Below are 6,852 nucleotides of genomic sequence, written 5' to 3' on the forward strand. Positions count from 1 at the left end.
GAACGGGGGGAGCCCTCACCCCGGTCGACCCGCACCGGCGAATCGCGGCAGCCGCCCGCTAGATGGTTGAGTCCGATGTCGTTGCTGGTCGTGACCGTGGCGACCACCAACGGCCCCGGTCAGACGCTCCCTGACCGCCTACGGCCACCGAGAACACCGAAATCACTCGGCCGGGCGGTGCCGGTGGGCTGCTAGGCGAACAGCTTGTTGAAGTACATCCTGCCGATCCGCCCCTTGATCTTCTCGCGCACCGGCGCCTTCGCCATCCCCCTGCCCTCGATCGCGTCGTACTTCTCGTCCTTGAGCTCCTCGACGATCGCGTCCAGCAGCCGCTTCTGCGAGCCCTCGGGGTCGACACCGGGTTGGGCGAGGTAGTCGATGAGCGCCTTCCAGGGATCGCGCAGGTTGATCCCCTGTGCCACGGCCTTCTCCCTGACCGACTGGGGCGTGGTGTTGTCGTCGGTGGTGTAGAAGCTGCGCATCTCGCCCGTGAGGCGGTTCTCGTTCACCAGCACGTTGTGGTACTCGACCAGGGCCCGCCTGCCGCCGGACATGTCGACGTCGAACCCGGCCTCGTGCTGCTGGAGGTGGCCCAGCTCGTGTTGGATGGTCTGCGCGACGGTGAAGCCGGGGGACGGATTGCTGTTCGCGACGATGATGCCGTACTGGGGGAAGTACCCGCCGCCGCCGGCGGTCCTGACCGCCTCGGCGGCGGACTGCGCCGGATCGCCGCCGTTCAGCGCGTAGATGCTCAACTGACCGTCCTGGTCGGTCAGGCCGACGCAGTGCCCCGCCGGGTAGGCGGCGAAGGGGGTGTCCGCCCGGACGTCCTCCGGCACCTCCACGATCTTCACGGTCCCGGTGATGCCGAGCGCCTCCCGGGCGCTGTCGATCATTTCCGTGTCCAGGGCGCGCTGCACGGGAGCGTGCCCGTCCGCTTCCGCCGCCCTGCCGCCGCCGCCCCGGTCCTCGGTGGTGGCGCGGGCGCGCTGCACCGGCGGCGCCCCGCTCATCACCCGCCGGGCGGTCTCCTCCGCCTGCCGCTCCGCCCAGTCGGACGGGTCGGAGACCTTCAGGCCCGAGCCGTTGTCGGTGCCGGGGACGGAGCCCTGGCTCTGCTGGCGGTAGTGGTCCAGCTCGTGGGCGAGGGTGTGCTTGTCCTGGCCGTCCCAGACCACGTGCGAGCCCGAGGTGTACGCCTTGGCGCCGATCTCCGTCGCGGACCGCTGGGCGACCGCGTCGGTGTGGACCCGTACGCCGCTGAAGTCGTCGCCGCCGAACCGCGCCTCCATCTCGCTCCTCAGCGGCCCGTCCAGCGGCCGGCCCGGGGAGCGGAGCACCTCGTGCACGGCGGAGCGCTGGACCGCGGGGTCCCGCGCCGCGGACCCGTGCCCGCAGTGCGCGTCGTGTTCGTGGCGCTCCTCGGCGACGGCCCGTGCCACGGCCGCGTTGCCCGCCGCGCGCTGGAGCGCCAGGAGTTGGAGCGCGGGTGTGGTCAACGGCGCCTTCGGGCGGTTCCTGCCCCGGTCACCGGCCTGGTCGGCCCGCTGTTCGTGTGCGCGCACGGTGCTCTCCTCGCTGGTTGGCATCCCAGCGTTACCCGTTCGTGGCGGTCCGCGGGAGAGCCCTGAGGGCAGACCCGGGGGCAGGCCCGCGGGTGGTGCGGCCCGTGCGGGGGTGCCGGGGGCGCGGCGAACTGCCCCTGCGGGCAACGGCGGTGCCCCCGAGCAGGTACCGCAGGACGTTCCGGGTGACGCGCCGTGCGCGGGAGGGTGGAATCCGTCCTGTCGCGTACCCGAGGAGATGCAGAGCATGCCGTCCTACCTGTCGCCCGGCGTGTACGTCGAGGAGGTGGCCAGTGGCTCGCGTCCCATCGAAGGGGTGGGGACCTCGGTAGCGGCCTTCGTGGGGCTCGCGCCCACCGGCCCGCTGAACGCACCGACCCTGGTGACCAACTGGACCCAGTACGTCGCGGCCTTCGGGGACTTCACCGACGGGTACTACCTCGCGCACAGCGTCTACGGCTTCTTCAACAACGGCGGCACGGCCGCCTACGTCGTACGCGTCGGTGGCACGGCCGGGGGAGCGTCCGACGGCGGCCCGGCCCCCGCGGACGGCGACCGGGCGACCGGCTCCGCGGCCCCGGCCGCACTGCCGCCGGGGGAGCCCCGGCAGCTCGGCACCTTCACCGTCAGCGCCGTCGCCCCCGGCTCGCTGAGCGTCGAGGTCGCCGACCCGGAGGGCGACGGCCCGGCCGAGCGGTTCAAGCTGATCGTGAAGGACGGCGACACGGTCGCCGAGACCTTCGACGTGACGGCGAAGAAGGGCGGGCGCAACTACGTCGTCACGCAGGTCAAGGAGCGCTCCCGGCTCATCGCCGTCCAGGAGGCGGTGGCCGCCGCGCAGCTCGCCCGGCCCGACAACCAGACCGTGGCGCTGCCGGCCCCGGCCCCCGCCCCGGCCGCCCCCGCCGTCCCCTCCGGCGCGCCCGCCGCGCACCCGGGCCCCGCCGAGTACCTCGGCGACTCGGCCGACCGCACCGGCTTCGGCGGCCTGGAGGCGGTCGACGAGGTGTCGATGGTCGCCGTGCCCGACCTGATGGCCGCCTACCAGCGCGGTGCGATCGACCTGGAGGCCGTGAAGGCCGTCCAGCTCGGACTGATCGCACACTGCGAACTGATGGGCGACCGGGTCGCCATCATCGACCCGCCGCCCGGCCTGAACGCCCGCCAGGTCATGGTGTGGCGCCAGGAGACCGCCGGCTACGACTCCAAGTACGCCGCCCTCTACTACCCCTGGATCAAGGCGTTCGACCCGGCCACCGGCCAGACCCGGACGATCCCGCCGAGCGGCCACGTCGCCGGCGTCTGGGCCCGCAACGACTTCGAGCGGGGCGTGCACAAGGCCCCCGCGAACGAGGTCGTCCGCGGCGCGGTGGACCTGGAGATCCAGATCACCCGCGGTGAACAGGACCTGCTCAACCCCATCGGGGTCAACTGCATCCGGGCCTTCCCGGGCCGCGGCATCCGCGTCTGGGGCGCGCGGACCCTCTCCTCCGACCCGGCCTGGCGCTACCTGAACGTGCGGCGGTACTTCAACTACCTGGAGGAGTCGATCCTGATCGGCACCCAGTGGGTGGTGTTCGAGCCGAACGACCACGCGCTGTGGGCCCGGATCCGCCGCAACGTCTCGGCCTTCCTGGTCAACGAGTGGCGCAACGGCGCCCTCTTCGGGGCCCGGCCGGAAGAGGCGTACTACGTCAAGTGCGACGAGGAGTCCAACCCGCAGGAGTCGGTCGACCTCGGGCGGGTCATCTGCGAGATCGGCATCGCGCCGGTCAAGCCCGCCGAGTTCGTGATCTTCCGACTGGCCCAGTTCTCCAGCGGCAGCAGCGAGCTGGAGGAGTAGCCCTCCCGCCCCCACCCGCCGTAGGAGTCAAGCCCCCAGCTCGGCCGGCCCCGGATCGGCCGTGAGCCCTTCAGAAGGACAGAGAACAGATGAGCCTCCAGCCGGGTGACGCCCTCACCTCACACAACTTCGGCCTCCAGATCGACGGCGTGATGGTCGAGTACCTCGCCGAGGTCAGCGGCCTCAGCCTCGAACAGGACGTCATCGAGTACCAGCAGGTCTCCGCGCAGGGCAAGCCCGTCACGAAGAAGCTGCCCGGTGTGAAGAAGGCCGGCACGTGCACCGTCGTGCGCGGCATGACGCAGTCGGCGGCCTTCAACCAGTGGATCAACGAGTCGGTGAACGGCGCGATGGCCACGGCGCGGAAGAACGCCACCATCATGGTGATGGACTACCAGAACAACCCGGTCAAGCGGTACAACATGCGCAACGCGTGGTGCAGCAAGATCGACACCAGCACCGTGAAGGCCGGTGAGGCGTCCGCGCTCACCGAGACCGTGACCATCACGTTCGAAGAACTGGTCATCGAGTAATGCGGCGCACTGCTCCCAGGGCGGGCGCGGGCGCGGGTCCGGCCGCGGCGCTCGCGGACGGCCCGCCCGGGACCGGGACGGAGGCGGAGCGGCAGGCCGCCGCCCCGGCTCCCGCCCCGGCGGCCGAGCGGCTGTTGACGGAGTTCGCCTTCGAGCTGCCGCGCGGCTACGTCGACGAGTCCGGCACCGTGCACCGCCACGGGGTCATGCGCCTCGCCACCGCCCGGGACGAGCTGGTGCCGCTGCGCGACATGCGCGTGCAGGAGAACCCGGCCTACCTGTCGGTGGTCCTGCTCGGCCGGGTGATCACCCGGCTCGGCACGCTGCCGCTGGTGCACGACGGGGTGGTGGAGAACATGTTCGCCTCCGACCTGGCGTTCCTGCAGGACTTCTACCGCCAGATCAACGCCGAGGGCCACACCAGGGCGGGTGTCACCTGCCCTCACTGCGAGCAGCCGTTCGAGGTCGAACTCGGCGGGAGCCGCCTGGGGGAATCGTGACGTACGCGACCGACCGTCTCCACGAGGAGATCGCGTACATCGCCTACCACTTCCACTGGAGCCAGGAGGAGATCCTGAACCTCGAACACCGCGACCGCCGCCGGTACGCCGAACAGATCGCGGGACTCGTCGCGCGCGCCTCGGCGAAGGGGTAGGGCGTGGGACTCCTCAGCAGGTTCAGGGACGGCGGCCGGCGGCGACGCGCGGTGGCGGCGGAGGAAGCGGACGCCCCGCCGCAGTCCGGTACGGGCACGGATGCCGGTACGGGTACGGGTACGAACGTCCGTGCCGGTGCCGGTGCCGGATCGGGTGCGGCCCGGCCCGCCGGCTGGTCCGCGCTTCCGCCGATCCAGCGTGTGACCGCGGCGTCGGCGGGACCCGTCGCCGACACCGGGTTCGGCGCCCGGCTCACGACCTGGCAGAGCCCGGCCTTCGCCGGGCCGCTGTCGCACGCCGTGCTCGACGGGGCGCCGGGCGGGCTCGTCCACGGCGTACTCACCGCGGCGGCGCGGCCCGCCTCCGGACTCGAACTGCCCTCGCTCTCCCTGCCCGTGGCAGCACCGCAGGACGCGGACGACACGCCACCCGTGCGGCCCTGGTCCCCGCCGGGCGTCACGGTCACCCCGCTCGCCCCCGCGGCCACGCGCCCGACCGCCCCCGCCGTACAGCGCCGCACGCTGCCAGCCGCGGGCGGGGCCCCGGTACGGCGGAACGGCTCCGGCGCGGGGCCGGGTGCTCCGGCACGGGACGGGGCGAACCCCGTGCCGGCGGCGATGTCGGAGTCGGAGCCCGGAGCGGTGACGGGCCCCGGTGCCCCGGCGCCTGAGGCGGGTCCGGGTGCCCCGGTGCCCGAGGGGGCGGGGGCCGCGTCGGCGGCAGCACCGGCGTCCCTGGCTCCTCGCCCGCAACGGGTCCCCGATGCCGGACCGGCGACGGGAGCGACACGTCGACGGCCCCTGCCCGGCGCGTCCTCGCCCGGCGCGTCCTCGCCCGGCGCGTCCTCGTCCGGCGCGCCGGCGGACGCGACGCCGCCCGCGGGCGGCCCCCCGGCGGCGCCGCAGGCCCCGACCGAACCGGTGCCGGCCGTCCAGCGCGCCTCCGCGGCCCCGGGCTCCGGGCCCTCCCGGACGCGGCCGGTTCCTCCACCGGTACGCGCCCTCGCCCCGGCCCGGGCGCTCACTTCCGCGTTGCCGCCCACGCCCCGGCCCTCCGCGCGGCCCCGGCAGTCGACCCCGGCGGCCGTACCGCTGCGTCGAGTACCCCCGGCACAGGCCCGGCCCACGACGCCCACCGCGGCCTCCCCTGCGGCCGGGTCCCCCCGCCCGCCGCAGGGCCCGGGGGCGGCGGTGGGTTCGGTGCCGGAGCTGCCTCGGCCGGGTGCGGCCGTACCGTCCGTGCCAGGGGCGGAGGTGGGTTCGGTGCCGGAGTCGCTCCGGCCGGGTGCGGTCGTACCGTCCGTGGGACGTCGGCCGGTCACATCGGGGTCGCCGGTGGATTCGGGGCCGTCTCGGCCGGGCGCGGTCGTGCCGTCCGTGCAGCGCCGGCCCGCCGGGCCGGCTGTGGCGCCGGGTGGGGTGGCCGCGTCGCCTCCGCCGGGTGCGGTCGTACCGTCCGTGGGACGCCGACCGGTCACATCGGGGTCGCCGGCGGCTTCGGGGCCGTCTCGGCCGGGGACGGCCGTGTCCTCTGTACAGGGTGGATCGGCCGGGGCGGGCACGGTGCCGGGCGGTATGGTCGCGTCGCCTCCGCCGGGGGTGGCCGGGCCGTCCGTGCAGCGCCGGCCCGCCGGGTCGGGCGCGGCAGTGGGATCCCCGTCCGTGCCGCCCCGCCCGGGGCGGCACGCGCCCTCCGCGCAGAGCCTCCCCGCTGTGGCGTCCACCGCCCCTGCGGCAGGGCGCGGCACCGGCACGAACACGCCCGGGGCGCCCGGCCCGCAGTCGTCTGCCCTCTCGCGACCCGGGGCCACCTCTCCCGCCCCGCGGTCCGACGCCGTGCCTACCGTGCCTGCCGTCCCCGCCGTGTCGCCCACGGGGCCCGGGTCACCGGTCGCGGGAGGCGGCGGTCCCTCCGGCCCCGCTGCCGAGGCCGTACAGCGGCTTTCCGCCGAACCTTCCCGGCCGCGGCCCGGTCTCGGCGCCCCCGTGGCGCGCCGGCTCGCCGGTGACGAACCGGCGCCGACTGCCCGGGAGGCCGGGAACGCCCCCGCACCTCGTCGTAGGGCGACCGGTGACGCCTCCCCGGTCGTGCCCGCGCACTCCCCGGCCTCCGGCCGCGACGGAGGCACCGGCCCGGCCACCCTCGGGCGTCAGGCGCCGAACGTGCAGCGCGTCTCCCCCGCGGTGGCGCAGGAGACCGACCCCCTGTCACCGGTCCCGCCCGGCCGCCCGGCCGCGGGCGGGCCCCGCCGGCGG

The 6,852-nt window shown here is 74.9% G+C and carries 5 protein-coding genes; 4 read left to right on the forward strand and 1 reads right to left on the reverse strand.

Annotation, left to right across the window (positions count from 1 at the left end):
- Window positions 1–191: 191 nt before the first annotated feature.
- Complete coding sequence (locus RND61_RS23500; protein ID WP_391653985.1) at window positions 192–1,565, reverse strand: eCIS core domain-containing protein; 1,374 nt, start codon at window positions 1,563–1,565, stop codon at window positions 192–194.
- A 247-nt stretch (window positions 1,566–1,812) separates the two neighbouring features.
- On the opposite strand from RND61_RS23500, the gene RND61_RS23505 reads away from it, so the two are divergent.
- From RND61_RS23505 to RND61_RS23520, 4 genes are all read left to right on the forward strand, one after another.
- Window positions 1,813–3,408: a phage tail sheath family protein gene (locus RND61_RS23505; RefSeq protein WP_315880046.1), complete on the forward strand. Its 1,596-nt coding sequence runs from the start codon at window positions 1,813–1,815 to the stop codon at window positions 3,406–3,408.
- An 89-nt stretch (window positions 3,409–3,497) separates the two neighbouring features.
- Window positions 3,498–3,941, forward strand: a complete 444-nt coding sequence (locus RND61_RS23510) for a phage tail protein (protein WP_315880047.1) — start codon at window positions 3,498–3,500, stop codon at window positions 3,939–3,941.
- The gene (locus RND61_RS23515; RefSeq protein WP_315880048.1) at window positions 3,941–4,441 is read left to right on the forward strand and encodes a hypothetical protein; all 501 of its coding nucleotides are present in this window, start codon (window positions 3,941–3,943) and stop codon (window positions 4,439–4,441) included. The genes RND61_RS23510 and RND61_RS23515 overlap by 1 nt, the downstream gene beginning before the upstream one ends.
- Window positions 4,438–4,596, forward strand: a complete 159-nt coding sequence (locus RND61_RS23520; RefSeq protein WP_315880049.1) for a DUF6760 family protein — start codon at window positions 4,438–4,440, stop codon at window positions 4,594–4,596. Before RND61_RS23515 ends, RND61_RS23520 begins: the two co-directional genes overlap by 4 nt.
- Window positions 4,597–6,852: the final 2,256 nt, after the last annotated feature.

Origin of the sequence: Streptomyces tamarix, from assembly GCF_032423885.1 — a bacterium.
GTDB lineage: Bacteria > Actinomycetota > Actinomycetes > Streptomycetales > Streptomycetaceae > Streptomyces > Streptomyces tamarix.